21 protein-coding genes are annotated in these 26,236 nt (G+C 50.0%); 17 read left to right on the plus strand and 4 right to left on the minus strand.

Annotated elements, in window-relative coordinates:
• Positions 1-15: 15 nt before the first annotated feature.
• Complete coding sequence (locus GRF59_RS22015) at positions 16-897, minus strand: aminoglycoside phosphotransferase family protein (RefSeq protein ID WP_160499873.1); 882 nt, start codon at positions 895-897, stop codon at positions 16-18.
• A 288-nt stretch (positions 898-1,185) separates the two neighbouring features.
• Here GRF59_RS22015 and GRF59_RS22020 point away from each other — a divergent pair, with 288 nt between their 5' ends.
• The 11 genes from GRF59_RS22020 (at position 1,186) to GRF59_RS22070 (ending at position 13,793) form a co-directional block, all read left to right on the plus strand.
• Positions 1,186-2,199, plus strand: a complete 1,014-nt coding sequence (locus GRF59_RS22020; protein ID WP_160499874.1) for a Gfo/Idh/MocA family protein — start codon at positions 1,186-1,188, stop codon at positions 2,197-2,199.
• Positions 2,200-2,471: 272 nt separating this feature from the next.
• Positions 2,472-3,974 carry a malate:quinone oxidoreductase gene (locus GRF59_RS22025; protein ID WP_160499875.1) on the plus strand — a complete coding sequence of 501 codons (1,503 nt, stop codon included), beginning with the start codon at positions 2,472-2,474 and terminating at the stop codon, positions 3,972-3,974.
• A gap of 214 nt (positions 3,975-4,188) precedes the next feature.
• Positions 4,189-5,157 carry an iron-hydroxamate ABC transporter substrate-binding protein gene (locus tag GRF59_RS22030; protein ID WP_160499876.1) on the plus strand — a complete coding sequence of 323 codons (969 nt, stop codon included), beginning with the start codon at positions 4,189-4,191 and terminating at the stop codon, positions 5,155-5,157.
• A gap of 275 nt (positions 5,158-5,432) precedes the next feature.
• Complete coding sequence (locus GRF59_RS22035) at positions 5,433-6,896, plus strand: protein adenylyltransferase SelO (protein WP_160499877.1); 1,464 nt, start codon at positions 5,433-5,435, stop codon at positions 6,894-6,896.
• 339 nt (positions 6,897-7,235) lie between these two features.
• Entirely contained in the window at positions 7,236-8,036 is an 801-nt protein-coding gene (locus GRF59_RS22040) for an SDR family NAD(P)-dependent oxidoreductase (protein ID WP_160499878.1), read from the plus strand.
• A gap of 56 nt (positions 8,037-8,092) precedes the next feature.
• The gene (locus GRF59_RS22045) at positions 8,093-9,361 is read left to right on the plus strand and encodes an MFS transporter (protein WP_160499879.1); all 1,269 of its coding nucleotides are present in this window, start codon (positions 8,093-8,095) and stop codon (positions 9,359-9,361) included.
• 57 nt (positions 9,362-9,418) lie between these two features.
• Positions 9,419-10,153, plus strand: coding sequence for an SDR family NAD(P)-dependent oxidoreductase (locus GRF59_RS22050; RefSeq protein ID WP_160499880.1), 735 nt, complete (start codon positions 9,419-9,421; stop codon positions 10,151-10,153).
• A 66-nt stretch (positions 10,154-10,219) separates the two neighbouring features.
• The gene (locus GRF59_RS22055) at positions 10,220-10,651 is read left to right on the plus strand and encodes a MarR family winged helix-turn-helix transcriptional regulator (RefSeq protein WP_341480122.1); all 432 of its coding nucleotides are present in this window, start codon (positions 10,220-10,222) and stop codon (positions 10,649-10,651) included.
• Between the two features lie 190 nt (positions 10,652-10,841).
• Complete coding sequence (locus GRF59_RS22060; RefSeq protein WP_160499881.1) at positions 10,842-11,699, plus strand: MBL fold metallo-hydrolase; 858 nt, start codon at positions 10,842-10,844, stop codon at positions 11,697-11,699.
• Positions 11,700-11,958: 259 nt separating this feature from the next.
• Positions 11,959-12,981: an ATP-binding cassette domain-containing protein gene (locus tag GRF59_RS22065; RefSeq protein ID WP_160499882.1), complete on the plus strand. Its 1,023-nt coding sequence runs from the start codon at positions 11,959-11,961 to the stop codon at positions 12,979-12,981.
• Entirely contained in the window at positions 12,978-13,793 is an 816-nt protein-coding gene (locus GRF59_RS22070; RefSeq protein WP_160499883.1) for an ABC transporter permease, read from the plus strand. Before GRF59_RS22065 ends, GRF59_RS22070 begins: the two co-directional genes overlap by 4 nt.
• Before the next feature lie 246 nt (positions 13,794-14,039).
• Here the strand turns inward: GRF59_RS22070 and GRF59_RS22075 are convergent, their stop codons facing one another.
• On the minus strand, positions 14,040-15,509 hold the full coding sequence (locus tag GRF59_RS22075; protein ID WP_160499884.1) for a GGDEF domain-containing protein: 1,470 nt from the start codon (positions 15,507-15,509) through the stop codon (positions 14,040-14,042).
• Positions 15,510-15,721: 212 nt separating this feature from the next.
• Here GRF59_RS22075 and GRF59_RS22080 point away from each other — a divergent pair, with 212 nt between their 5' ends.
• The 6 genes from GRF59_RS22080 (at position 15,722) to GRF59_RS22105 (ending at position 23,952) form a co-directional block, all read left to right on the plus strand.
• Entirely contained in the window at positions 15,722-20,800 is a 5,079-nt protein-coding gene (locus tag GRF59_RS22080) for an AAA family ATPase (protein WP_160499885.1), read from the plus strand.
• Between the two features lie 44 nt (positions 20,801-20,844).
• Positions 20,845-21,507: a response regulator transcription factor gene (locus tag GRF59_RS22085; protein ID WP_160499886.1), complete on the plus strand. Its 663-nt coding sequence runs from the start codon at positions 20,845-20,847 to the stop codon at positions 21,505-21,507.
• A gap of 251 nt (positions 21,508-21,758) precedes the next feature.
• A complete protein-coding gene (locus GRF59_RS22090) occupies positions 21,759-22,760 on the plus strand; it encodes an SMI1/KNR4 family protein (RefSeq protein WP_160500274.1) in 1,002 nt (333 codons plus the stop codon).
• Between the two features lie 132 nt (positions 22,761-22,892).
• The gene (locus GRF59_RS22095; protein ID WP_160499887.1) at positions 22,893-23,264 is read left to right on the plus strand and encodes a MerR family transcriptional regulator; all 372 of its coding nucleotides are present in this window, start codon (positions 22,893-22,895) and stop codon (positions 23,262-23,264) included.
• A gap of 2 nt (positions 23,265-23,266) precedes the next feature.
• Positions 23,267-23,584 carry a thioredoxin family protein gene (locus GRF59_RS22100; protein ID WP_160499888.1) on the plus strand — a complete coding sequence of 106 codons (318 nt, stop codon included), beginning with the start codon at positions 23,267-23,269 and terminating at the stop codon, positions 23,582-23,584.
• Between the two features lie 83 nt (positions 23,585-23,667).
• Positions 23,668-23,952 (plus strand): alpha/beta-type small acid-soluble spore protein, encoded by a 285-nt coding sequence (locus tag GRF59_RS22105; RefSeq protein ID WP_160499889.1) that lies wholly within the window; start codon positions 23,668-23,670, stop codon positions 23,950-23,952.
• A gap of 113 nt (positions 23,953-24,065) precedes the next feature.
• Here the strand turns inward: GRF59_RS22105 and GRF59_RS22110 are convergent, their stop codons facing one another.
• Both GRF59_RS22110 and GRF59_RS22115 read right to left on the minus strand, forming a co-directional pair.
• Positions 24,066-25,382: a sensor histidine kinase gene (locus tag GRF59_RS22110; RefSeq protein WP_160499890.1), complete on the minus strand. Its 1,317-nt coding sequence runs from the start codon at positions 25,380-25,382 to the stop codon at positions 24,066-24,068.
• A complete protein-coding gene (locus tag GRF59_RS22115) occupies positions 25,382-26,059 on the minus strand; it encodes a response regulator transcription factor (RefSeq protein ID WP_160499891.1) in 678 nt (225 codons plus the stop codon). Before GRF59_RS22115 ends, GRF59_RS22110 begins: the two co-directional genes overlap by 1 nt.
• Positions 26,060-26,236: the final 177 nt, after the last annotated feature.

Consider the following 26,236-nt stretch of genomic DNA (forward strand, 5'->3'; position numbering starts at 1 on the left):
AGCAGAAGCCATACGTTAGCGCCTTCGTTTATAGTCTTGGATAATGACATCCATCACATGCCTTCCCCAGTTCGAGAGCTCCGAGCCTTTCTCATTCCAAGAGTAGGTGATGAGTGCTTTCCATAAAGCCCAACCTCGCGCACGATCAACCGTATCCTCATCCATATTCATGCTGTTCAGGAATATAACGCGGCTGTCATCGTCAAAAAAGTTCCAAGCCATCACAAGGTCGCTTGAAGGATCGCCCACCCCCATGGTCCCGAAATCAATAACGCCGCACAACCGTCCATCCTGGACGAGCAAATTGCCTACTGCCACGTCACCGTGCAGCCATAATGGCGCAGACTGGTATTTTGTTGAGAGGGAGCGTTCCCATATTTCAAGCAAGAGTTTTTGATCGTATTGACCTGATAGTGCTTGGATGACAGACCTTGTATCTTGATCGTAAACTGCCAAATTTCCCCCACGATGAAAGTTTTGGACACCCGCCGGTATGCCGAGGCTTGCATCGATCGCTTGTAATTCCTTCAGAAAGCCTGCGAGGTCTTCGGCAAATCCATTTAAATCGGCTATGTTGCCGCGTGTGACGGTATCGCCTCCAATCCATCGGTTGACGGACCATGGAAGGGGATATTCGTTCGTGGGCTCGCCTTTTGCAACGGGAACCGGAATCGGCAAGGACAGATGAGGCTTGAAAATAGGAAGCCATGTCTGCTCTTTCTCAATAGCCGAAGCATAACGTTCATGGCTTGGAAGTCTAACGGTCATCTCGTTGCCAAGCCGATAGGTGCGGTTATCATGCCCGGATTGTTGAACAGGCTTAATTGTCAAATCCCTCCACTGTGGAAACTGCGTATCTATTAATCTGCGTACCAACTCAGTCGTAAATGCAATCATCTATTTCACCGCTTTCTGTATAAGTCTTCCTACATCACACTTTAATTATAAACACTTCATCATAGCTACCCAAAGGATATAAAAGTTATAAAAAAACTTGCTGTTACTGCTTTTTTTCGATTTGCAAAACACGAATTTCCTTTTGAAACGATATGCGTTGGGCTTGATTCAAATTCCGCTTGAAGATGATAAAGCGTTATTCATAAACATTGAGGGAAATGAGCAACTGTGGGATATTGGTTTATGAAGAAAAAATATCTCCGAAGTTAAGCTGAAAGGACATGCTATATGACAAAACTGAGATTGGCCGTGATCGGCCTGGGCCATATGGGAAAGCACATGATTCACCGCTGGATTCCCCAATTTGCTGGACAGGTTGAATTAGCGGCGCTATGTGATAATGAGGAAGACAGGTTGCACAGGGAAGCAGAAGCAGCCGGAGGCAGCCCGAAGCTGTACACAGACTATCGGACAATGCTCGAGGAGGTTCAGCTGGATCTGGTGTATATCGCAGTTCCGCCGTCCATGCATTATGATGTGGCGCGGATTGCCTTTCAGAAAGGCATTCATGTCTTCTGCGAGAAGCCGCTTGCGAACAATCTGGAGGAAGCCAAGCATCTGATGGAACTGGGAGAGCAGTCCGGTCGACTGCATGCCATTCATTTCTCGTTCCCGCTGGACCCGGAAGTCCTGAAATTAAAGGAACTGATCGATGAGCAAGCTGTTGGACCGATCAAGAGCATGAACTTATACCTGGAATTTCCGCAGTGGCCCCGTGCCTGGCAGCACAACCCTTGGATTACGACAAGACATGAAGGCGGCTATCTGCTTGAAGTAGGCATTCACTGGATTCATATGATTCAGCAGGTGTTCGGACCGATCACCCAGGTGATGAGCGAGATCGAATACCCGACGGATGGACGGCAGTGCGAGAGCCGTGTGAGAGCAATCATGCGGTTACATAACAATATTGACATCCATGTATCGGGTACGGACCACCGTGTAGGGGAAGAACGTGTCTCCCTGGTTGTTCACGGGGAAAAGGGAACCGTTGCGCTGGAGAATTGGAGCAATCTGTACATGGGCGCGACTGAAGCCGAAATGAGTCCCGTACCTCCTGCTGAGGAAGAGGGAAGGCTGCCTATTTTCAAGCAAGTGCTCCGAATCCTGAATGGCGAGCCGGGACAGATTTATGATTTCTGTGACGGATATAATGCGCAGGTTGTATTGGAAGCGCTGCGCAAGCCTGGCGAAGGCTTCACGGATATAAGGGCTCAATTGCTTCAGGCAGCGTATAAATAATGGTGATGAAGGCCGGGTTCTCTCTGTGGGGGGACCCGGTTCATCCATCTGGCGTTTATTTTCCAACGTTTATAGCTGCCCCAGCATATTCCCATCACAATGTTATCAGCTTTGAAAAGCCGTTTAACAATCATTTAATAGTCCATAAAATAGTGGTATACTAGGATAAGGTTATAATTCATCTAGAAAAGGTGTGTGACCAGGTCGTACTTTGGCTGATATGGGAGCGCCTACATCTTTTCTTCAAATATTAGCGTGTAAGGACGGTAGACATGAGTAACAGACAAACCGAAACAGACGTTATTTTAATTGGTGCCGGAATCATGAGTGCGACTTTGGGAACAATGCTGAAAGAATTAGTGCCTGACTGGAACATTAAAGTGTTTGAGAAGCTGGCAAGCCCAGGTGAAGAAAGTTCCAACGAATGGAATAATGCGGGAACGGGGCATGCTGCGCTGTGTGAGCTTAACTACACAACTGAAAAACCTGATGGATCAATCGATATTAGCAAAGCGATAAACGTGAATGAACAGTTTCAAGTCTCCATGCAGTTTTGGTCTTATCTTGTCAACAGCAATCTGATTCACAATCCGCAAGACTTTATCATGCCGTTGTCCCATATGAGTATGGTGCAAGGGGAAGCCGATGTAGCGTTTTTGAAGAAACGTTTTGAAACGATGTCGAGCAACCCTTTATTTAAAGGGATGGAATTTTCCGATGACCCGAACAAACTGAAGGAATGGATTCCGCTGATTATGAAAGACCGCCCGTCGAATGAAGCGATAGCGGCAACAAAAATGGACTCCGGAACGGACGTAAACTTTGGCGCTTTAACGCGCATGCTGATTGAACACTTGAAAAATAAAAACGTCGGCGTCCATTACAAGCATAGTGTGGATGACATCAAACGCACGAGCGATGGCGCGTGGGAATTGAAAATACGGAACGTCGATAGCGGTAGCGTCGAGCGCCATACGGCGAAATTCGTCTTTATCGGCGGCGGGGGAGGCAGTCTTCCGCTGTTGCAGAAATCCGGTATTCCGGAAGGAAAGCATATCGGAGGCTTCCCGATCAGCGGACTGTTCATGGTCTGCAATAATCCGGAAGTTGTCGCGCAGCATCACGCCAAAGTATACGGCAAAGCGAAGGTTGGTGCGCCTCCAATGTCGGTTCCGCATCTGGACACCCGATTTATAGATAATAAAAAATCGCTGCTCTTTGGGCCGTTTGCAGGCTTTTCGCCAAAATTCCTGAAGACCGGATCAATGTTTGATTTGATCGGTTCCGTAAAACCTAACAATATTTTCACGATGCTCGCGGCTGGCGCCAAAAACCTTTCGCTCACCAAATACCTGATCCAGCAAGTGATGCTGTCGAAGGAAAAGCGCATGGAAGAGCTGCGGGAGTTTATCCCGAACGCCAAAAGCGAGGATTGGGATATGCTGGTAGCCGGCCAACGCGTGCAAGTGATCAAGGATACGGCCGCCGGCGGTAAAGGAACGCTTCAATTCGGTACGGAAGTGGTGAGTGCCGCGGATGGATCCATCGCCGCATTGCTCGGTGCTTCTCCAGGGGCTTCAACCGCCGTTTCCGTCATGCTGGAAATCATCGAAAAGTGCTTCCCGCAGCATCTCAAAGCATGGGAACCGAAACTAAAAGAAATGATTCCTTCTTATGGCGTGAAACTATTGAAAAACCCGGAGCTTATCCAAGAAATTCATACTACAACCGCGCAGGCGCTTGGTCTCAGCAAAGAACTGCGCCACGCCAAGTAGATCGTTTACCCATAATATGCGTTGAGTTGCCTTCGTCCTGATTTGCAGGATGAAGGCTTTTTCGCTTTGGGGGTATTTTGCATTGTTGTTGGAGTCTATGGATAGAGATGGCATGGTCTGAAAGGTGATTTCTATTGACAACCGGAAAAAGAAAGGATAAAGTAATCATCATCATATGAGATTGATAATCATTATCATTATAAGGGGATTGAACATGAACAAAAAGCTGCTCCTGCCATTGCTGTTGCTGATGATTGTAATCAGCGCGTGCGGCAACCAAGCTGTTAACGACAATAAAGCCGCCTCGGCCTCGTCTAATGAGGACCAAGCGGCCAATTCTGCAACGAACGCCGACACGGCGTCTGAATCGAATGCCGGTACCAAGACCTATCAGTCCGAGTCCGGTCCCGTAGAGGTTCCGGCCAATCCCAAGCGAATCGTCGCACTGACGAATGCGCCGAACGTGCTTTCGCTTGATGGTACGCTGGTGGGCGTTGACGAGTGGACGTATAAAAATCCGCTATTCACCGACAAGCTGTCGGGTGTGAAGGTCGTATCGCCAGACGATCTTGAAAAGATTATTGAGCTGGATCCTGATCTCATTATTGCTAGTTCCGACAGCAAAAATATGGATAAGCTCAAAGAAATCGCGCCAACTGTCGCGTATACGTGGGGTAAGCTGGACTACCTGAATCAGCAGCTGGAAATCGGCAAGCTGCTGAACAAGGAGAAGGAGACCCAGGCCTGGATCGATGACTTTAAACAGCGTACTGCTGAGGTAGGTAAGGAGATCAAGGCGAAGTATGGAGACAACGTGACCGTGTCGGTTCTCGAAACCGACTCCAAGAGCTTCTATGTGTTAGGCAATAATTGGGCGCGCGGAACGGAAGTGCTGTACCAAGCGATGGGGCTGAACATGCCGGAGAAGGTCAAAGCCGACGCATTGGGTCCTGGCTATTATACGCTTTCACCGGAGGTGCTGAGCGATTACGTCGGTGATTTCCTTGTACTGAGCAGAAGTTCACAGGGCGATAATTCGTTCATGAAAACGGCAACGTGGAGCAATATCCCGGCCGTCAAAAACAAGCATGTCATCGAGATCGACTCAGAATCTTCCTCGTACAGCGATCCGACGACGCTCGAGTACTTGCTTGGCATTTTCAAGACAGGCTTTCTCGGATAAGAGGCGAACCAAAACTTGTCAATAGGGCGGCGGAATTCACCGCAGTAAACAAGGAACCCAGCGTTATACGCATGGGTTTTTTGTTTGTTTAAGGGGGCTACGGCAGAACAGCACTTAATAGATATAAAAATTGGATATCAATTGCTTAACCGTACTTGTGATCTGCCCCCTGATTTCGGCAAAATCTTGCTGGAAACGGTATAATGAACTGGAAGAAGTGTACATTAAAAAGCGATGGGACCAATATTATACGCCAAAAGAAATAAGGAGAGTTCATGACAAATCATAAAGAAACAGGATGGAATTTCGATAATAGCTACGCCCGTTTACCGGAATCATTTTTTTCCCGGATTCAGCCCACTTCCGTACGATCGCCTAAGCTGATTATTCTTAATCAACCGTTAGCTGCATCTCTTGGTCTGAGTGTTCAGGGATTGCAAAGTGAAGACGGCGTAGCCGTTCTTGCCGGGAACAAGGAGCCGGAGGGGGCCGAATCTCTTGCTCAAGCCTATGCGGGGCATCAATTCGGATATTTGAATATGTTAGGGGACGGCCGTGCCGTGCTGCTTGGCGAACAGGTGTCTCCACAAGGCGAACGGGTGGATATTCAGTTGAAGGGTTCGGGCAGAACGCCGTACTCTCGCGGAGGAGATGGCCGTGCCGCGCTTGGACCGATGCTGCGCGAATACATCATCAGCGAAGGCATGCATGCGTTAGGCATCCCAACCACCCGCAGTCTTGCCGTTGTGGCAACGGGGCAGTCCATCGCGCGTGAAAAGGATCTTCCGGGTGCCATTCTGACACGTATAGCTGCCAGCCATATTCGCGTCGGAACCTATCAATACGTTGCACAATTTGGCTCTGCCCAGGACCTTCGTATCCTAGCCGACTATACGTTAGAGCGCCATTATCCGGAAGTTGCAGCGGGTGAGAACCGTTACCTTGCACTGCTTGACGAAGTGATCAAGCGTCAGGCTTCGCTTATTGCCCAATGGCAGCTTGTTGGCTTTATTCACGGGGTGATGAACACCGACAATATGACGATAAGCGGGGAGACCATCGATTATGGTCCTTGTGCTTTCATGGATACGTATGACCCCGCGACAGTATTTAGCTCCATCGATTCGCAAGGCCGCTATGCGTATGGCAATCAGCCGTACATTGCCGGATGGAATCTTGCTCGGTTTGCTGAGACGCTACTGCCGCTTTTGCATGATGATCAGGAGCAGGCCGTCAAGCTGGCTCAGGATAAGATTTCGGGCTATATAGATTTGTATGAAGCCAATTGGCTTGCAGGCATGAGAGCCAAACTGGGGATTTTTAATGATGAGGATCAGGATGAAGAGCTAGTGAATGACCTTCTACGTTTAATGGAAAAATATCGTGCGGACTATACCAATACCTTCCGTGCATTAACCTTGGATGCAATCGAGGGTACGGATCTGTTTGAGGCTCCGGAGTTCGCCCAGTGGAATGAGCGTTGGAAGACGAGACTTGGCAGACAACAGGTAACAGAAGCCTCTTCAAAACAGCTGATGCGAAACAGCAATCCTGCCGTCATCCCAAGGAATCATCTGGTTGAATCGGCACTGGAAGCTGCAACCGATCAAGAAGATTACGGCGTGATGGAACGTCTGCTTGCGGTACTGTCCACCCCGTACGCATATGCTGCCGAACAGGATGAATACTGTGCAGTACCGGAGTCGATCACACCTTACCGGACATACTGTGGCACGTGATACGGTGGATTTCCGCCGCGGAGGCCTCTCCGAGAGGCAAAGCATCAACAATTATCGCTGGAAGCAAAAAGCAGCTTGCCGACGTCAACGGTGAGTTGCTTTTTTGCATAACAAAATAAGATCAAGAGCTCCAGATTTGGGGCATTGAATGACAATATTCGCCGTCCCGGAATGCCGGAGCGGCTTTTCGCATGTGGCCAATCCAATATCAACCTAATTCATTTTCCCCGTTGCGCTGGAATTAATATTCTGATATTATTTAGACGCCTAATATTTACATGTCTAAATATTAGGCAGACTATATGTAATAATGTAAGTGTCGAAAGGAGCCTGGGATAAATGGCGAAAATGAACGACAAAGTGGCGCTGATTACTGGAGGCGCTTCTGGAATAGGCCTGTCTACTGCCAATTTAATGGCGGAAGAAGGGGCTAAAGTAGTTATTGCAGATTTCAATGTCGAAGGGGCTAAGGAAGCGGCAGAGCATATTAAAGCCAAAGGCGGCGATGCGGTGGCCGTATTTCTTGACGCCGGAAACGGAGATTCGATTAAGGAAGCCGTGGAATTTACCGTACAACAGTATGGAAAAATCACCACCCTGTTCAACAATGTGGGCTTGACCAATCTAAAGAAGGATCTGGATGTCGTTAACGTAGATCTGGATGAATGGGACCGTCTGATGAACGTGAACCTCAAGAGCGTTTTATTGGGCTGCAGATACGCTATTCCCCATATGATCCAAGCTGGCGGAGGCTCGATCATTAATACGGCTTCCATGGCGGGTTTTGCTAGTGATGCGATTCGTGTTGCTTATGGGGCTTCCAAGGCGGGGGTTGTTAATCTTACGAAATATATTGCTACCCAGTACGGCAAACATAGCATTCGTTGTAATGCCGTCGCTCCTGGACTGATTTTGACGCCGGCAGCCAAGAATAACATGTCTCCGGAGCTGCTGAATACCTTCGCGAAATATAATGCACTGCCTTACCACGGAGAACCGGATGATATCGGACATACCGTTCTGTTTCTGGCTTCGAATGCTTCCAAGTTTATTACCGGGCAGACGATTCAGGTCGAGGGTGGGCACTATATTGCCAATCCAACCGTTCCGGATTTCGAGCAAATGATGAACATGGCGTAGGTCAATAGCAGCTGGAAGCTGTACGGATATGAGAGAATGGGGGATTAACAAACATTATGAGCCACGACAAACGAAAAATTCACTATGCTTGGTGGATTTTGCTGGGTCTTTGCTTGATGGTTGGCTTGGGAAAAGCTGAATTAAACAACTCTGCGGGTCTTTTCTTGAAACAAGTATCGAGTGATCTGGGAGTGGGGATGGGCAGTTTGTCCCTATACTTCAGCGTATCGGCCATCATTACCATGATCTTTTTGCCTATAGGCGGCAAATTGATGGCGAAGTACGATACCCGGCTTATCTTGATCATTGCTATCATTTTGCAGGCCGGAGCCTTTGCTGCGTTCGGCTTCATGCACTCGGTATGGGGTTGGTATATTCTAGCCATTCCACTGGCCGTGGGCGGCGTATTTATTACCGTTATCGCGGGTCCTGTACTCATCAATCAATGGTTCAAAAAAAGCAAAGGCTTGGCGCTTGGAATCATGGGTGCGGCAGGCGGCGTACTTGGCGCGATTACCCAACCTGTTGTTGGGAACCTAATCGCGGGTCAAGGCTGGAGAGCCTCCTATATGATTGTCGGCATTGCGGTCATCATTATCGTAGTGCCCATCGTGCTGCTGTTGATCAGAAGGTCGCCTCAAGATAAGAAAACGCTTCCTTACGGCGCAGAATCGTTGGGGGGCACCAATGCAGCCGCAGCCAGTACATCAGCGGATGATAAAGGCGTAGCGTTGGCTGCAGCAAGAAAGTCTTCTGCTTTCTATGCCCTTGTCGCTTTTTTCTTTTTGATTACATCTGCCGCAAGCTTTTCGATGCACATTCCGACTTATCTGATGAACAAGGGATTCGATGTTTCCTTCGCAGGCAATGTTATGGCAACCAACATGATCGGCGTGCTGATCGGCTCACTGTTGATCGGATATGCGAGCGATAAAATCGGTACCCGAAACACGGCGATTGGCGCCATGCTTCTGGGTATGCTGTCCATCGTGCTGTTATTGTTCGCGGCATCGAGCACGGTCGTTATATCGATAGCCGTGTTGCTATTCGGCTTGGTCTCTGCCTCCATCGGTACATTGGGCCCGGCTCTGACATCGAGCTTATTCGGCAACAAGGAGTATAGCCAGATTTATTCCAACGCTTCCTTGGGGCTGGCCATTTCGTCGATCGTTGCTTTGCCGGCTTACGGGTTCGTGTTCGATTACACGGGAAGCTACACCCCCGTTTTGTATGCCATCGGCGTCATGATGATCATTAATATCGTCTGCATCGGCATTGCTTTTAGAGGCAAGAAGAAGCTGGAGCAAGCGGGTTTGTGGAATTAACTCATTCGTTAAGCAGATAGCGGTTCAATTCATTTACGTTAGGAGCATGTGATTAATATGGGGAAATTGGATAATAAAGTAGCAATTATTACTGGCGGGGCCTCGGGGATCGGCGAATGTATGGTTGATCTGTTCGCTGAGGAAGGCGCCACCGTGATTGCCGCAGACATTAATGAGGCAGCGCTGGAGAAGGCAAGCCAGAAACAGAATGTCTACGGAATGAAACTGAATGTCGCTTCGGATGACGACTGGCAAGCACTGGCCAAAGAAGTGAACGATCGCTTTGGTAAAATCGATATCCTGGTTAATAACGCAGGTATCTCTTCTGAAAAGCCATACGAGCAAATCAATGCAGAGGATTGGCAGAAAATGCTCTCCATTAATGGTTTTGGTCCTTTTGCGGGCATCAAGCATGTGGCCCCTTATATGGCAGACCAAAAGAAAGGGTCCATCATTAATATTTCCTCTTACACGGCGATGATCGGCCAAGGCTTTAACCATTACTCGGCATCCAAGGGCGCGGTACGCGCATTATCCAAAGCGGCTGCTACAACGTTTGGACGTAAAGGAGTTCGGGTGAATGCCCTTTTCCCGGGAATCATCGAAACGCCAATGACCCAAGCTTTAAGTACCTCGAAGGAATTGCTGGGCCACTTAATTCAAGCTACGCCGCTGCAGCGTTTAGGACAACCTGATGATATCGCCAAAGCGGCTTTGTTCCTGGCTTCCGACGATTCTTCATACATTACAGGCTCGGAGTTGGTTATTGACGGTGGATACTCTGCCCAATAGCGTGTAAAATTGATGACAGCCCTTCATTCCATTGGGGGGCTGTCGTTTTTTTACAAGGAGGATTACATGGAAGACTATATGGAAGAGCAGACTATTTTTGAACTCATTCACAACATGGAGAGTTTTACGAATAAATTGATCGTTCAGTGGAACAAAACATTCAATGAAGACCTCGGTGTCTCCCATGTTCTCGTGCTCGGCCACTTGAAGCAAAACGGACAAAGCCGTCCGTCGGACATCGCCAAAGCATTGGGCCTTACCCCGCCTACGCTCAGTTATTTATCGGACAAGCTTGTCGCGAAAAAATTAGCCGTCAGAAATGTAGATGAGTCGGATCGCCGAATTATTTATTTGGAGATCACTGATCAAGGTGCTGAGGTGTTGATGAGAGCGACACTGGAAGGGCAAAGGCTGAAAAGAGATTTGTTTGAGAAGTTATCCGAACAGGATCGGACACAGATGACGGAAATTTATAAAAAGCTGAATCTTTTAGAGTAGTTTCCGGACCCTATGGATATCATGAAGCCGATTAGACCGGGGGATATGAACTTATATACCTTTAACTGGAGGGTATAATATGAAGAAGTCTGCCTCAGGTTGGTGGACTTTTTCTTTTTATTTCCATATTTCCGGCTTCGTGGGAAGGATCACAGCCACCTAAGAATAAACAGAAGAGAAGGTATTTCAAATGCTGAAGAAAATCGCAAATCGAGTATACTATATGCCGCATGTTTCCGAGACCGATCGCCCGACGCTGGGGCTCATCTGTGGGGACAATTACAGCTTGATCATTGATTCGGGGAACTCACCTGCGCATGCAAAGGATTTCCTGAATTCTGCTCAAAAGATGGGTATCACGCCAGCGAAGTTCGTTGTGATCACGCATTGGCATTGGGATCACATTTTCGGCATGAAAACGATGGATTTACCAACCGTTAGCCATGCAGATACGAAGGAAAAAATACAATATTTGAAGACCTTGAAATGGGACGATGCCTCGTTGGATGCGCGGGTTGCGACGGGTGAGGAGATCGAATTTTGCAGAGATATGATCAAGCGTGAAATGCCGACAAGGGATCATCTGGAGCTTAAGGCGCCAGACTTCACGTTTGACGGCAAAATCGAGATGGACCTGGGCGGCGTGACCTCTATCGTTGAGCATGTCGGCGGGGTGCATGCACAGGATTCGTCCATTGTATATATTCCGGATGCCAAAGTGATGTTTCTGGGGGACTGCATCTATCAAGATTTTTACAGCGGAGATTGGAGCTATGACCAGAACGAACTCACCATCCTGCTGGACAAAATCAAAAAGTACGATGCGGATTACTATTTGACAGGACATCAGGATCCTAAAACCCATGCGGAATTGTGGAGCGAGCTGGATGAACTGTCTCTGATCGGGGAACTGGTGGGCAGCGAGATTTCCTTAGATAACGCGGTTGCCAGATTTAATGAGGTACGGAAGACCGCACCTAATGAGGAGCAGCTCGAGTACATCCAAAATTTTGTGAGCGGCAATCAGAAGATACGGAATGAAGCTTAGGAAGTTATCGAAACCACTCCATCAGGAGTGGTTTTTTTTATGCGCTTTGAATATTTTATCCATCATTAATTCTTTGCACTCTCGTTCATATTCAGTTCATAAAAGTGTTTTATTATCCTTTAAGTAAACAGTTCACAGCTCACCTTACAGTCGAATGACATGGAAATATCGGTCTCCAGACGGAGGATGTATTCCGGCCCAGGTCCATGTTAGAAATAGCGAATGCACATTACAGTAATGAAGAAGGGGAGGGTTCTTAATGAACAATATGAACGGAATGGAACGAAAAACGGCCCAAGGCGAATGGGCTGTTGAAGCACGTGGGCTCGTCAAAAATTTTGGGGATAATCGTGCGGTAGATGGCGTGGATTTGAACGTGCGTGCGGGTACGATTTACGGCGTTCTGGGTCCTAACGGGGCTGGGAAGACTACCACAATCCGGATGCTGGCGACCTTGCTGCGGGCAGATGAAGGGACGACGCGCATCTTCGGGTACGATGTGGCGAAGGATCCTAATATCGTACGCCAGTTGATCGGAGTCACCGGGCAATACGCCTCGGTGGATGAGTCGCTCAGCGCGACCGAGAATTTGATTATTTTCTCCCGGCTGTTGGGTCTAAGCCGTGCGGAGGCGAAGCGCAAAGCAGCAGATCTGCTGGAGGAATTCAGCTTAACGGAGGCCGCGAAGCGTCCGCTTAAAAATTTCTCCGGGGGTATGCGCCGCCGGCTGGACTTGGCAGCGAGCCTTATTGCCCAGCCGCCGCTGATCTTCTTGGATGAGCCGACCACCGGTCTTGATCCGCGGACACGCAACCAAATGTGGGACACGATCCGCCGATTGGTCAAGACGGGGTCCACCGTGCTGTTAACGACGCAATATCTGCAAGAGGCGGATGAGCTGGCCGACCGGATCGCCGTGATTGATCACGGCCGAGTGGTTGCAGAGGGCACGGTGAATGAATTGAAAGCATCCGTGGGTACTTCATCCTTGCACTTAAGCATCCAAAATCCGCAGGACATTCAAAGCGCCCGCCGCACGGTGGAACGGGTGCTTCAAGTCCAGTCTGCGGTATCGCCGGAAGGCGGGAAAATTACGGCGCCGATGGCCGATGCCGACCGGGTGACGGACCTGCTGATCGCCTTGCGCGAAGCGAGAATCCCACTGGCGGAGATGAGCGTGCAGAAGCCGACTCTGGACGAAGTTTTCTTAACCATTACCGGCCACGGGGCCGACGGAGACGCTACTCAGGCATCCGATGAAGCGAAGGAGGTAGGAGCATGAACAGCACTTCAATGAAACAAACGGTCAATCGTCAGCTGCGAAGCAGAACAAGCTTCAGCCAATCGATCCGCAATTCGCTAACGATGGCTTACCGCGGTCTGTTGAAGATTCGGCGCACGCCTGAACAGTTGTTTGACGTTACGCTGCAGCCGATTATTTTCACTTTGATGTTCACCTATATTTTTGGCGGGGCCATTTCAGGAGACGTTCAGAGCTATCTGCCCATTATCATTCCGGGCATCCTCGTCCAGACCGTCATTACCACCTCGATTGTCACCGGCGTCCAGCTTCGCGAGGATATGGATAAAGGCGTATTCGACCGGTTCAAGTCGCTGCCGATCGCGCGTATTGCCCCGCTTGCGGGAGCGCTGCTGGCGGATACGGTTCGGTATACGATCGCAACCGTGCTTACGTTTGGCATGGGATATGTCATGGGATATCGCCCGGATGGCGGACTCGGATTCGTCGCCCTCGCAGCCCTGCTCGTGATTGTATGCTCCTGGGCGATCAGCTGGATCTTTGCCTTCTTCGGCGTCATTGCGCGTACGGCTTCAAGCGTACAGGGCATTTCGATGATCGTGCTGTTTCCGCTGACGTTTCTCTCCAATGCGTTCGTGCCGGCGGATACCTTGCCGAGCTGGTTGCAGTGGTTCGCGAAGATCAACCCGATCTCGCATCTAGTCACGGCCGTGAGGGATTTAACGAATTCGGGCACCGCCGGCTGGGATTTAGGCATCTCCCTAATCGGGGCAGCCGTGATCGTGGCAATCTTTGCACCCATTACGGTACGTGCGTATATGCGCCGGACGTAATGATACTGGATTAATCTGGACTATGTTGTAGGCTTATCATCGCCAATTAGAAAACTCTTAGGGAGCCTCGGCTCCCCGAGAGTTTTTTTGTCTTTCGTACATGTATAGGGCGTGCACCGTTATGGGGGACTTGGAATTTACAAAATGACGGTGGAATTTGATCTTTTGGAGTGATTTCTATTTTATGTAAAAATGTCATATGACATATGCATGACAACGCTCACTATCGGCGCTGATCCGTAATGATTATGATAAAACTATATCTGGCGAGGGTTTCCGGCTTCTTTTCATCTCGTACATGGCATGATCGGCAATATTGATCAGGGCTTGCCCATCCCTGCCATCGGCGGGGTAATAGCTTACGCCGATGCTCATTCCGACAGGATTATCTCCGTATTTGGACAAGAATTGCAATAGGCTAAGCCGCATTTGATTCAAGATGCGCTGAACCTCCTTTTCCGACGGAGAATGAGGGACGAACATGATGAACTCGTCGCCCCCCATTCTGGCGGCCATCCCGCCTGGAGACGCTGCGATCTGAATAATCCGGGCAGCTTCCTGCAGCAATTCATCGCCGGCCAAGTGCCCAAGCGTGTCATTCAACCATTTAATCTTGTCCAGGTCGATCAGAAAAAGAGCCAGCGTTTCGCCCGAGCGCTGCGCTTCTCGCAGAGCTTTATCCAGTTTCTCGTGGAAATACCTGCGGTTGGGCAACCGGGTCAGCGGATCATGAAACGCCAGAAACCGGATCTCTTCTTGATACTGCTTCTGCATCGTGATATCCCGAAGAATGAGCAGCACGTGCTGCTCATTATCTACCCACACATAGTCCGCATCCACGAGCAAGGTATGCCGCTGACCTTCTATCAGGATCTCCGTTTCCTCCTGGCGGATCACCTGTTTTGCTTGAATGTCAGCATGGATCCGGCTGCCCAGCAGATCAAAAAACGAAGCGGAGCGGATGGAACCAGGCCCCAATAGATCGGTCGCTCCGGGGTTCGCTTCCTTAACCGTCCCATTCAGGCCGGCAAGAACGATCGGATCCGGATTCATATGAAACAGTTTCTCGTATCGTTTATCGTAAAGGTTGAGGAAGTCATGTTTCCTCATCGTATGGCGCAGGAAATAGCACCAGATGATGCCGCTGTACAGATAAGGGTAGGGAGGTAATTTGTTTCCGTAGTCGATATAGCCGAACGCAGCATGCCAGAGCACGGCGGCGACGATTCCGATCATTAACAGGTTGTAGATGGATTTTTGTTCCGCCGTATCCGCCTTCGCCTTGGCGAAGCGGAGGAGAAGGATGATCAGGAGATCCGTGGCGACGCTGGCGGTCATGGCGATGTAATATCCGGCGTTATATACGGGCATCTTCCACATGCCGAGCTGTACAAATTGCTGCGCGGAAATCATGTCGGCTCCCGTAGCCAGATTGATGATTACAAAAACCAGCGGCAGGTAAAAAACATACGGGTAGATCAGACGCGGCATTTTGGCATCCAGACGGGTGAATTTGAGCAGGAAATGAAAGCAGAGACCCGGAATGACGATCCCGACGCTGCTTAACCATCCCGACGACAGCTCCGGACTGTATTCCACGGAGACCTGATTTCGGACATACTCTTCGGCGAAAAGAAGGAGATAGCACAGGCAGATGAGACTCAGCAAAATATGTTCGGGCTTGCGTTTATTTCGCAGCAATACGTCCGTTGCCATATAAGTAAAAAATAGAATCGGCAATCCGTGCGTGAGTAAAAGGATTAGAGCATCCTTCACATTCATGTAATCACCATGACTTTCTATAAATGAAGTATCTAATTCTAGCTAATATGATGTTATTTTAACTTATTTTGAATAACCTGTGTTTATCGAAAATTCAAGCTTTGTTATGATGAAGTGAATACATAGCTATGGGGGCGGACGGGGTCATGTGGGGCCAAGCAGGATACCAGGTTATCGAAGAGCTGGGGAGTAATGATGAAGTCAGCTTATATCGAGTGCAACGTATAGAAGATCATTTCAGAATGATCGCCAAGACGACAAGCGATTCGTACGCCGGTCCGAGCAGGGTGGATTCTTTTCAGCATGAGTATGAACAGCTGTTGAAGCTGAAAGGGCGAGCGGCGCTGGAGCCACTTCGGCTGGAGATCATCGATCATAAACCCGTGCTATTTTGCCGGGATTTTCGCGGAACCACGCTTTTGCAGCTGATGAAGTCCGAAAGACAGGTCTTGAAGCTTCCGGCTCTGATTGAAATCGCGACGGCTGTCGTAGAAGCTATTCGCCATATTCATCAGGAGCATATTTTGCTTAATGAAATCACGCCCATGCACCTGCTGATTGGCGATAACTTTGCGGAAGCGAAATTCATCCATTTGGAAGCGTGCAGTACGAAAGTGGATGGGGGCGAGCAGGATCCCGCGCTAGCCAAATCGGGCAGATCGGACTCCGTTCTTCCTTATCTGTCACCGGAGCTGACGGGAAGGACCGGGATGGCGGCCAGCCAACGTTCCGATCTATACACTTTAGGGGTCATCCTATATGAATGGTTTGCCGGCGTTCATCCGTTTTCGTCGCTCAATGCGCTGGATTGGGTGCACCATCATTTAGCCGTTACGCCAGCACCGATCCATGAAGTTAACAATTCCATCCCTAGGATCGTTTCGGACATGGTTCATAAATGCATGGAAAAAATGCCTGAGGCCAGGTATGCAAGCGCGTACGGCCTGAAATCAGATTTGGAGGATTGTCTCATTCAGCTGAGAATTACGGGCAGAGTGCAGGCATTTCCAATAGCGAGCCGCGACGTGTCGGAATCATGGATGATGCCGGAGGGGTTATTCGGCAGGCAACGAGAACAACAAGTCTTGATTCAAGTCATGAATAAGGCGCTTGCGGGAGCTGCAGCAGCTGTCTGGGTGAGCGGAGAAGCCGGAATCGGCAAAACGGCTTTGATCGTCGAAACGCTCCGCAAAGAAATACCTCCCGAGGCCATATTGGTTGTCGTACAGGCCGATTCTGCGGCACTTGGGCAGCCTTTTGCGCTTTGGAAACGGGTCATTGAGCAGCTGGTATCGCTCTTGCTCGCGTCCAATCAGCTTGAAGTGGAAGTATGGAGGTTAAGGGTCATCGATGCGCTGGAGGGATACGGCGGACAACTGTTGATCGATTGGGTTCCGCGGTTGAAATTGCTGATGGGCGAGCAGGCGGCGGCATCTGAGGCTGTAAGGGAGATGCCGCGGGCGAAGGATGAAGCTGCGCTTCATCTCGCACTGGATCGCTTTTTCCGGCTGTTTTTCGCGAACGATCAGCCGCTGGTCGTGTTCTTGGATGATTTGCAATGGGCCGATGAAGCCTCCTTCCGGTATTTAAGCCATCTGCTGATTGGGAAGACCAAATCTTTAATGATTGCAGGCGCTTATCGGGATCATGAGGTAACCTCGCAGCATCCGTTAAGGCGGTTGATCACCATGCTCCGGGACCGCCGTACGCGCACGGAGATGGAGCAGCTCCATCTGGCAAGATATGATCATGCCGACATCAAGCAGATGCTTGGGCCCATGATACGCGATACGTCGGAGCGGCTCGACCCCTTCATTGATGTACTGCTGCATAAGACGGAGGGAAATCCTCTGTTTCTCAAGCAATTTTTACAGGAACTGCTGGAAGTGAAGCTCATTTATTTCGATGAGCGGAACCGGATATGGGAGTGGGACTTAGGACAGATTGCGGAATGGAATATTCCGGATCAGGCGGCAGCAACGTTAACGGGCTTGATGAGGGAAATGCCGGATCGGTTGTTGCGGATTCTCGCGCAAGCATCGATGCTGGGGAAGCGGTTCGATTTGGAGGCTCTATCCATCCTTACGGGACTTGGAGCCGAGGAGGGCCTGGATTGGGCACGGCATGTCGTGGACATGCGGCTGCTTGAGCCGGTGCCGGGAGCCAGAAAAAGCTATATTTTTCAGCATGACCGCATTCGTCAGTTGTCGAAGGGGATGCTCTCCGACAAGGAACGGTTGGAACTGCATTACAATATCGGTTGGTTGATGAATCACCGGAAAGATTCTGGCGAAGTGATCGATGTTTTCGAGGTTCTGGAGCATTTAAATCAAGCTTCGGACATGGTCATTTACCAGGGAAAAGGACGGGAGCTCGTTCATCTGAATCTGGAGGCCGGCCTTAAGGCCAAACAATTGGGAGCGTATGAAAGGGCGCAGGTTTACTTGCGGCTGGCGACGGAGCTTCTGGATGCCTCATGCTGGTCGTCTTGTTACGATTTAAGTTACCAAGTCTATAGTGAAAGAGCCGAAGTGGAATTTCTATGCGACCAGCTCGATTGCGCCCATGAATTATATCGCCTGCTGCTGGAAAAAGCGCCTGGCGATCTGGACCGGGTGCAAATTGGCGTTATGCTGATTCGGCTCGAGCTGAATCGGGATCAGTATGAAGAAGCCCGAAATTTAGGCTCACGATGTTTGGAATGGCTCGGCATGACTTGCAATTTGAGACCAAGCCCGCTTCAGCTGCTATCCCACGGCCTCAAAATCCGCAGGAAGCTCCGCAAGCATCCTGTCGATGCGATGGCATCGCTTCCGCCTATGATAAATGAACGCCATAAGCTGGTGATGTCCGTGCTCGTCTATATGTCAACTGCCTGCTTTTCCTTGAATGAGAGCAGCTGGCTATCGGCGATCTTCACGATCCTTGAGATGACGATCGACGAAGGGCTGACGCCGGAGGCCTCGATCGGATTTGCGGGTTACGCCATTTTGCTGAATTACCAGTTCCACCGATATGAAGATGCCTACAAATGGGGGATACTGGCGTGCGAGGTTTCGAAGCCCGATCCAAAGTTATATGCGCAGGCAAGCAATTCATTTTCCCTTTGCTATCATAGCTGGATGAGGTATGAGCCGAAACTGATGCTTCGTTTTGCCGAAGATCTAAACCAAAGCGTTTTGCAGAAAGTAGATTTGTGGCATGCCAATCAGAGCGTCCTGATCAATGGTGCGCTGTTGTTTGAATTCGGGCATCCGCTGAACGAAATTTATGCCAGACTCATTTCCCATTCGGCAGATTCTATGCGGAATGAGCATCGTCTTCATTGGAAACAGGCAGCCATATTCAACGAGCTGATCTCGCGGTTAACGGGTTACCGTCCCAACGATAATCCCTTTCAGGGAACGGATATAGAAGCACCGTCCTTCTATGATCATCTGAGTGAAGGTTCCCGGATGGTTTTGCAGGAATATATGGATATCTATCGATATATTACGAGATATTTATTCGGCGATATTCAGGGGGCATATGAGGCGCTAGAGCACAACTCGCATAAGAAAATGAATGAGGGGGACCCATCCGGGTTCTGCTTTTACCGCGTCTTGGTGATGAAAAAGCGCTATGAAGCAGGAAGTCCGCAGGAGAAACGAACGATTCTGCCTACCATACGCCAATGCGTGAAGAAGCTGAGAGGCTTGGCCCGTAGGTGCCCGGAGATGAACGCGCACAAATATTTGCTGGCCAAGGCGGCGCTATCCGAACTGAAACGCAATCATCGCACGGCCGAGCGGCAATATGAGGAAGCCTTGGCCGCCGCCCATCGGCGGGGTTATCTGCATGATGCGGCCATCATAGCCGAATGCTTCGCTCAGTATGGTATTCGTAACGGCAAATCCATGATCGCCAAGCTGTACATGAACGAATCTTACGAAATGTACCTGAAATGGGGGGCGCTGGCGAAAGCGGAAGATTTGCAGGGGAAATACGGGCATTTGCTAAATATCAAGCAGGATACGGACTTGGAACGCATGGACTATCTATCCGTGGCCATCTCTGCCCAGGCGTTATCCAGTGAAATGGAAATGAACCGATTGATGGACAAGCTGCTTGGCATCATGCTGCAAAACGCGGGGGCCGAGTATGGGGCGCTTATTTTTGAAAATGAGGATCAGTGGTTCGTCGAGGCATATGGGACCATGGAGAAACTGTATGTGGAATCCATCCCGCTTGAGGCAGCCGGTCACCTCGTCCCGACGTCGATTATTGGATATGCTGTCAGAACGCGAGAAGAAGTGGTGCTCTCCGATGCCCAAGGAAGCGATGCGTTTAAACGGAGCGAATATATTCGGGGTAGGGATATCCGGTCGGTTCTGTGTCTACCCATCATGCATCAGAACAAGCTGATCTGCCTGCTCTATATGGAGAACAATTTATCGACGGGCATGTTTACCAAGGCGAGGCTCGATGTACTCCGGCTCCTGAGTTCGCAGTGCGCTATTTCCATTGATAATGCCAAGCTGTATACAGGAATCCAGTATTTAAAAAATAACCTGGAGGCTGAGGTGGAAGAGCGGACGCGAAGTTTGGAGAAATCGATGCAAATTACGTCTGAAGCCTTGGCGGAAGCGACGATTTACGCTGAACGGACAAGGATCGCCCAAGAAATTCACGATATCGTGGGCCATACGCTGACGTCGACGATCCTGCAGATCGAAGCGGGCAAACGGCTGTTGGATCGAGATATGGACAGTGCACGGGTGCGGCTGCAGGAGGCGCAGAATTCGGTCCGTCACAGCCTGAGCGAAATTCGCAACTCTGTCCACATGTTGAAGGAGGATAAATATTACGAGCTCGAAGACGCGATGCACCTGATGATCTCGGATACGGAGAGAAATGCGGGCGTGAGCATTCATGCGGTCATCGATCCCGTGGAGCATTTATCCCTTATGCAAAAGAAGGTCATCTACCATGCGTTGCAGGAGGGACTAACGAATGGAATACGGCACGGAAAGAGCAGCGAGTTCAGCTTCAGCCTGCGCGACGACGGTGTTTCCGTGCAGTTTCGATTGGCGGATAACGGCTTGGGCGCAAGTCGGATCGACATGGGATTCGGCCTCAAAATGATGCGTGAGCGTGTCAAGCAGCTCAAGGGCACGCTGTATGTGGATTCGGAGCCGGGCAAGGGCTGTCTTCTGCGTCTGAATTTGCCTTATTCCATGCCTTGAGGCTTGGATGCATTGAATTGCGAGTGAATGGAGATGATCCGAGAATGATACGGATTCTGATAGCGGATGACCAAATGATGATTAGAGAAGGACTCAGAACCATTTTGGATTTGGAAGAGGACATGGAGGTCGTTGGCGTAGCCAACAACGGAATAGAAGTTTGCGGATTGGCTGAGGAACTAAGGCCGGATCTCGTCATGATGGATATTCAAATGCCTCAGATGGACGGGATTGCCGCGCTCAAACAAATTAAAGAAAGCCGTCCCGATATCCATATTTTGATCCTGACCACCTTTCTTGATGACCATTATATTATTGACGGACTGGCGAGCGGGGCGAACGGGTATATTCTAAAAGACATGGACACGGATAAAATGCTCGCCGCGATCCGCGATACGGTGTCAGGACAGTTTATCCTGCCGATGGCTGTGGCTTCGAAACTGGCGAAACGAATGTCGCAGATGGAAATGCATTTTCCATCCCGCACCTTGGCGAACCAGCAGAAAATCCGACTGACCGAACGTGAACGGGATATTGCCGAGCTGATGATCGAGGGGAAGAGCAACAATGATATTGCCGCGGCGCTGTATCTATCGGAGGGAACGGTTCGCAATTATATCAGCAACCTGTACCGGAAGTTAAATGTGACGGATCGCATGCAGGCGAGTTTACGACTAAGGGAATGGTTGGAAACCGGAGAGGGATAGTAAAGCGTAAGGCAAGCAAAAAGGCTGTTTCGAAGGAGGCCGTACAGGGCCGACGGAGGAAGAGTCTTTATTTATTTTGTTAATAAATGGATTTGTTATATGACAAAGTCATGACAGACCATAAAAGCGCTGGAACTGGATCTTCTTGTACTGCAAAAATGCATATGCATTCCGCAAAAACCTCCAAGCTGGAGACCGTCCTGCGGTTAATGTTATACTTGAAAAAAGGCTTAAAGTGGGAGGCATGCATGTTGAGAGAAGATCTTTTGGCACAGCTGGACACGTGGCATGAGGAAGATGAATACGGCAAAACCGTCGACGCGATCATGGAGATCCCAGCGGAGGAACGAGATTATGTGCTGGTCAGCCATTTGGGAAGAGCGCTGAACAACCTGGAGCAGTACGAAGAAGCGGTTGAACAGTTCTTAACGATTGCGGAAGAGGGAAAAGAAGACCCGCTTTGGCACTACCGAATCGGACTGGCCTACTATTATCTGGACCGGTATGAGGAAGCGCTTAGAGCATTCGAAGCCGCTCATGAACTCGATCCCGGGGATGAGGACACACAGGAGTTCCTGGAAGATATCCGGAGCAAGCTTTCCGATGAAACGGACGAAGAACATGAAGAAGATCATGACGAGGAAACTGCCGACGATCCGTCCGGTGATTCTTCCCTGGAAACGGATGCTGTGATCCCTGCAGAGTCGCCAGTGATCGCTGCCGATTTGGACACGCCGGTTGAAGGTTCAGGCTTTTGGAATGACAATGCGCAAGCGCTGGAACGATATGTATCTGCACCGCCTACGGACGAGATGATCTCCTCCGTGGAAGAAAAGCTTGTATTCAAGCTGCCGGCTTCCTATATCGAGCTGATGAAGGTACATAATGGGGGCATTCCCCATAACCGATGCTTTCCTATAGCTAAAGCTGCTGACGAGGGAGCGACTTTTATTACGATTTCCGGCATTCTAGGGATCGGATTCGAGAAAAAGCACTCCTTGTGCGGCGAACTCGGCAGCCAGTCTGTCATTGAAAACGGCGGCTATCCCGAAATCGGCGTCATGATTTGCGACTGTCCTTCCGAGTCCGGCATCGTGATGCTGGACTACCGTGAATCCTTGAATGACGGGGAGCCTGAGGTTGTTTACGTTGACAAAGGGAATAAAAAGATCGCGAAGCTGGCTCCGAATTTTGAAGCTTTTATGAGCGGATTAGTGAATGAGCGCCAGCTGCGGGCAGAAGAGCTGACTTAATAAAGTTAAAAAAATCCACTCCTGATTAGGGTGGTTTTTTTATTGTTCCAAACTTTATGATTTTCTCTTGACCCTCACACTAATGTCACGGTTTATAATGATTGCGAAACGAAAATTCAGGAGGCATGAACCATGAAGATCGGAGAGCTATCGACATGTACGGGAGTCAGCATCCGCTCACTTCGTTATTATGAGCAGCAAGGCTTGCTTACGCCGGTTCGGCTGGAGAACGGGTACCGGGAATACTCGCCGTTTGCGGAAGAACAGGTACGGACGATTCAATTGTACCTCAATCTCGGCCTGTCGACGGAGCAGATCGCCGGTTTTCTGCACTGCGTCCTGAAGAACAAGGAGTCGTTCTGCGAAGAAATCGTTCCGGTATACCGCGAAAAGCTGAAAGAGATCGACGAGCAAATCAAATTGCTTCAGAGCATCAAGTCTAATCTGGAGGAGCGGATGCAGTCGATTTTGGAAGAACAATCAAGCCAAGAGAGGGAGGAATGAAAATGAGTGTGCAGACCATCGACGCTTCCAATTTTAAGCATGCGATTCAAGAGAAGGAAGTGACGTTCGTCGATTTTGTCACGCAGTGGTGCCCGCCCTGCAAAACGCTGCTCCCCATTCTGGAAGAGATGGAGCGGGAAGAGGAGCATCGTCTGTCGGTCGTGAAAGTGGACTGTAGCGAGTCGCCAGAGATTGCCGCGCAATTCGGCGTCATGGGTACGCCGACCGTCATCGTGTTTCATAATGGGGAGCCCGTGGACAAATTGGTTGGACTCCGGCCCAAGAGTGTATACCAAGCGGTTCTTTCGCGGTATGCATAACGGAATGTAAAGATCACCTGCGGATGGATGCTGCCGACTCTGGGCATGTTAACTGAAAACATGTTTGGGGAGTGTGCATAGCCATGTCCAGAAGAAACCGAAAATACGCAGTGCCGGGAGCCGAGCGCGGGATGCAGGCCTTCAAAACCGAAGTGATGAAACGCGAGGGCTATGACGTGGATCCAAGCCGTCCGGATGACGTGAAATACGAAGTGGCCAAGGAATTGGGAGTTCCGCTGAAGCCGGGCGGCAATGGAGAGTTGACGACCGAGTCAGCCGGGCAGATCGGCGGCAAAATCGGCGGGTCCATGGTGCGCGAAATGATCCGGCTTGCCCAGCAGCAGATGGCAGACCGGGAAGGGCAGTAATTTAATTCAAAGGATTCACTATCGTTGGAGAAAAGGAAAAGGGCACCCCTTAAGGTGCCCTTTTTTGGCGTCGGCTAGCCGGAGTGTCTGCGGGGAGCGGCTGCTTTTCTACGTCAACCCAACTGCACGTAAAAACTCGTCTTTTCCTTGGGCACGCTTTTCGCGTAAATTTTCCCCTTATGCTGCTCCACGATCGATTTGGCGATCGCAAGTCCCAGTCCGTAGCCGCCGTTCTTACGCGAACGGGCCGAATCAATCCGGTAAAAGCGGTCAAAGATACGGTCCAAGTGTTCCGGAGCGATTCCCTCGCCCGTATTGCTCACGGTCATCAGCAGATGGTTATGCTGTTTTTTCAAATCGAGATGGATAGAGCCTTTCGGATTGGCGTATTTGATGGCATTATCCAGTAAGATCATCACGACCTGTTTGATCTGCTCGCTGCTCCCCGTCATTCTATGATTCGGTTCAATATCGTAGGTGAACGAGATATCCTTTTCGAAAATAACGGCCTCCATGGTCAGAATTATGCTTTCCACAGCTTCGCTCAGGTTAAACGGAACGAATATTCTCTGAGTTCGGGCATCGTCCATTTGGGTGAGGTACAGGAGATCGTTCGTGAGCGTCTTCATGCGTTCGGTCTCCGACTTGATACGATGCAGCCACTTGGACTGCGACTGGATGGTCTCCTCGCTGTTGGCCAGAAGCACGTCGGCATTGGTGTTGATGACCGCCAGCGGCGTTTTCAGCTCATGAGAGGCATCGGCGATAAATCGCTTTTGTTTATCAAAGGCTTCCTTGACCGGCGTGATCGAGCGATTGGCGAAATAGCGGCTCGTCAGATAGATGACCGCCAGCATCACCAGGGCAACGATGGAAAAGGCGTAGATCAGGGTAGTGATTATTTTCAGCTGCGCGGTGATGTCCAGAAACACGATCGTATAACCTTCCGCTCCCTTCTTCACGGTATAGGCCCACCGTGTGTCTTCAAGCGTGAATTGGCCGTCATTGTCCGGGTCCTGGACGGCTTCATCCCTCGCATCCTCATAGAAGTCATCATCCATATCGAACCGGGAATTGACCGACAGCAGATTCCATTTCCGATCCGTTTGCAAAGCAAAGGAAACCGACAGCTCGGGTGGAGGGTTTTGTCCGCCTGTCCGCGGCTTGGACAAATTGGACCCCTCCTCGGGCAGGTCTTCGTCCGAAGGTTCGCCGACCGGAGTTCGGGAGGATCCATTCCCAAGCGCCCCTTGACGGCCGGGCCCCCCATCTTTATGGTAAAAATCCGATACTCGCTGCAGGTTCATCTCGATGTCGCGGCGCACATTTTGATACGTAATCGTGTAGATCGTCGCGAAGGCCACCAGCATGATGATCGAGATGATGACCATGTTCATCAACAGGAAGCGGTTGCGCAGTTTTTGGAACATTAGAGGCCAGCCTCCAGTACATAACCCACGCCCCGGATGGTGCTAATCCGCACCGATGCATTCAAAAAAGCCAGCTTTTTCCGCAGAAAAGAAATGTATACCTCCACGTTGTTGTGTTCGGCCTCCGAATCAAAACCCCACAGCTTCTCGATCATCTGCTCTTTGGACGTTACCGCCTGCTTCCTCGTGATCAACAGCTCCAGCAGCTCGCTCTCCTTCAGAATCAGCTTCAGCTCTTTACCTTTGCAGCTCAGCTTCAGGGTCGAGGTATTCAGCTCGATATCGCCGAACTTCAAGCCGTCTTCCGGGATCACCTCACCCTTGCGCCGCAGGGCTGCCCGGATACGGGCCAGCAGTTCTCCCGTCGAAAAGGGTTTGGCGATATAGTCGTCCGCGCCACAATCCAGTCCGGTAATGGTATCTGAGATCTCGCCTTTGGCGGTGAGCATAATGACTGGAGTCGCGATGCCTTCGCAGCGGAGCGTCTTCAGCAGCGTAATTCCATCCATTTCCGGCAGCATGATGTCGAGCAGCAGCAGATCGTAGATTCCGGTGAGGGCGTTGTCCAGTCCCGACTGGCCGTCGAGAACGGCATCTACGGAATAATGGTTTTTTTTCAATATTTGGGTCAGTGCCTCCGAGAGATGCACCTCGTCTTCAACGATTAATATGCGCATGGCTTTATTCTCCTTCATCCCGTCATGAAACGGTGTTGCATGCCCATTATAGGAAGCGAACCTTTAATCAACCTTAATCTTCCCGATTATCGGCACGCTTTTCCATGAAAAGCAGCTTCTTGCAAAAATAAAATTTGGCTCTTCTTTTCCGTACATATCAGGGTGTGTGCGTTATAT

The organism is Paenibacillus dendrobii, assembly GCF_009807035.1.
Classification (GTDB): Bacteria; Bacillota; Bacilli; order Paenibacillales; family Paenibacillaceae; genus Paenibacillus_AQ; species Paenibacillus_AQ dendrobii.

Coding starts and splice junctions, on each gene's coding strand:
- GRF59_RS22060 (WP_160499881.1), top strand. CDS start 10,842: ATGCTGAAGAAAATCGCAAATCGAGTATACTATATGCCGCATGTTTCC.
- GRF59_RS22035 (WP_160499877.1), top strand. CDS start 5,433: ATGACAAATCATAAAGAAACAGGATGGAATTTCGATAATAGCTACGCC.
- GRF59_RS22045 (WP_160499879.1), top strand. CDS start 8,093: ATGAGCCACGACAAACGAAAAATTCACTATGCTTGGTGGATTTTGCTG.
- GRF59_RS22030 (WP_160499876.1), top strand. CDS start 4,189: ATGAACAAAAAGCTGCTCCTGCCATTGCTGTTGCTGATGATTGTAATC.
- GRF59_RS22095 (WP_160499887.1), top strand. CDS start 22,893: ATGAAGATCGGAGAGCTATCGACATGTACGGGAGTCAGCATCCGCTCA.
- GRF59_RS22070 (WP_160499883.1), top strand. CDS start 12,978: ATGAACAGCACTTCAATGAAACAAACGGTCAATCGTCAGCTGCGAAGC.
- GRF59_RS22075 (WP_160499884.1), bottom strand. CDS start 15,509: ATGGCAACGGACGTATTGCTGCGAAATAAACGCAAGCCCGAACATATT.
- GRF59_RS22100 (WP_160499888.1), top strand. CDS start 23,267: ATGAGTGTGCAGACCATCGACGCTTCCAATTTTAAGCATGCGATTCAA.
- GRF59_RS22065 (WP_160499882.1), top strand. CDS start 11,959: ATGAACAATATGAACGGAATGGAACGAAAAACGGCCCAAGGCGAATGG.
- GRF59_RS22015 (WP_160499873.1), bottom strand. CDS start 897: ATGATTGCATTTACGACTGAGTTGGTACGCAGATTAATAGATACGCAG.
- GRF59_RS22025 (WP_160499875.1), top strand. CDS start 2,472: ATGAGTAACAGACAAACCGAAACAGACGTTATTTTAATTGGTGCCGGA.
- GRF59_RS22080 (WP_160499885.1), top strand. CDS start 15,722: ATGTGGGGCCAAGCAGGATACCAGGTTATCGAAGAGCTGGGGAGTAAT.
- GRF59_RS22110 (WP_160499890.1), bottom strand. CDS start 25,382: ATGTTCCAAAAACTGCGCAACCGCTTCCTGTTGATGAACATGGTCATC.
- GRF59_RS22055 (WP_341480122.1), top strand. CDS start 10,220: ATGGAAGACTATATGGAAGAGCAGACTATTTTTGAACTCATTCACAAC.
- GRF59_RS22040 (WP_160499878.1), top strand. CDS start 7,236: ATGGCGAAAATGAACGACAAAGTGGCGCTGATTACTGGAGGCGCTTCT.
- GRF59_RS22085 (WP_160499886.1), top strand. CDS start 20,845: ATGATACGGATTCTGATAGCGGATGACCAAATGATGATTAGAGAAGGA.
- GRF59_RS22105 (WP_160499889.1), top strand. CDS start 23,668: ATGTCCAGAAGAAACCGAAAATACGCAGTGCCGGGAGCCGAGCGCGGG.
- GRF59_RS22020 (WP_160499874.1), top strand. CDS start 1,186: ATGACAAAACTGAGATTGGCCGTGATCGGCCTGGGCCATATGGGAAAG.
- GRF59_RS22050 (WP_160499880.1), top strand. CDS start 9,419: ATGGGGAAATTGGATAATAAAGTAGCAATTATTACTGGCGGGGCCTCG.
- GRF59_RS22115 (WP_160499891.1), bottom strand. CDS start 26,059: ATGCGCATATTAATCGTTGAAGACGAGGTGCATCTCTCGGAGGCACTG.